1 protein-coding gene is annotated in these 255 nt (G+C 52.2%); it reads right to left on the bottom strand.

What is annotated here, in order from left to right:
• Positions 1-255: GTP-binding protein (locus tag NNO03_RS22845; RefSeq protein WP_267455027.1), on the bottom strand; the 255-nt coding region annotated here is incomplete at both ends.

Raw genomic sequence — 255 nt, forward strand, 5'->3', positions numbered from 1 at the left:
ACGGCTTGTCAATCGCACGCTCTGGTTCCGGGATGTAAGAATCCAGGAAGCCAGCCAGTTCGATGATTTTCGCTTCCCACTCTGCTTCGCCTTCCAGCGCTTTCAGAGCAGAACCACGAACGATCGGAGTGTCGTCGCCCGGGAAATCGTACTGAGACAGAAGTTCACGAACTTCCATTTCTACCAGTTCCAGCAGCTCTTCGTCATCAACCATGTCGCATTTGTTCAGGAACACGATGATGTACGGAACGCCTA

The organism is Citrobacter sp. Igbk 16 (genome assembly GCF_028069755.1).
In the GTDB taxonomy this organism is placed as follows: domain Bacteria; phylum Pseudomonadota; class Gammaproteobacteria; order Enterobacterales; family Enterobacteriaceae; genus Citrobacter.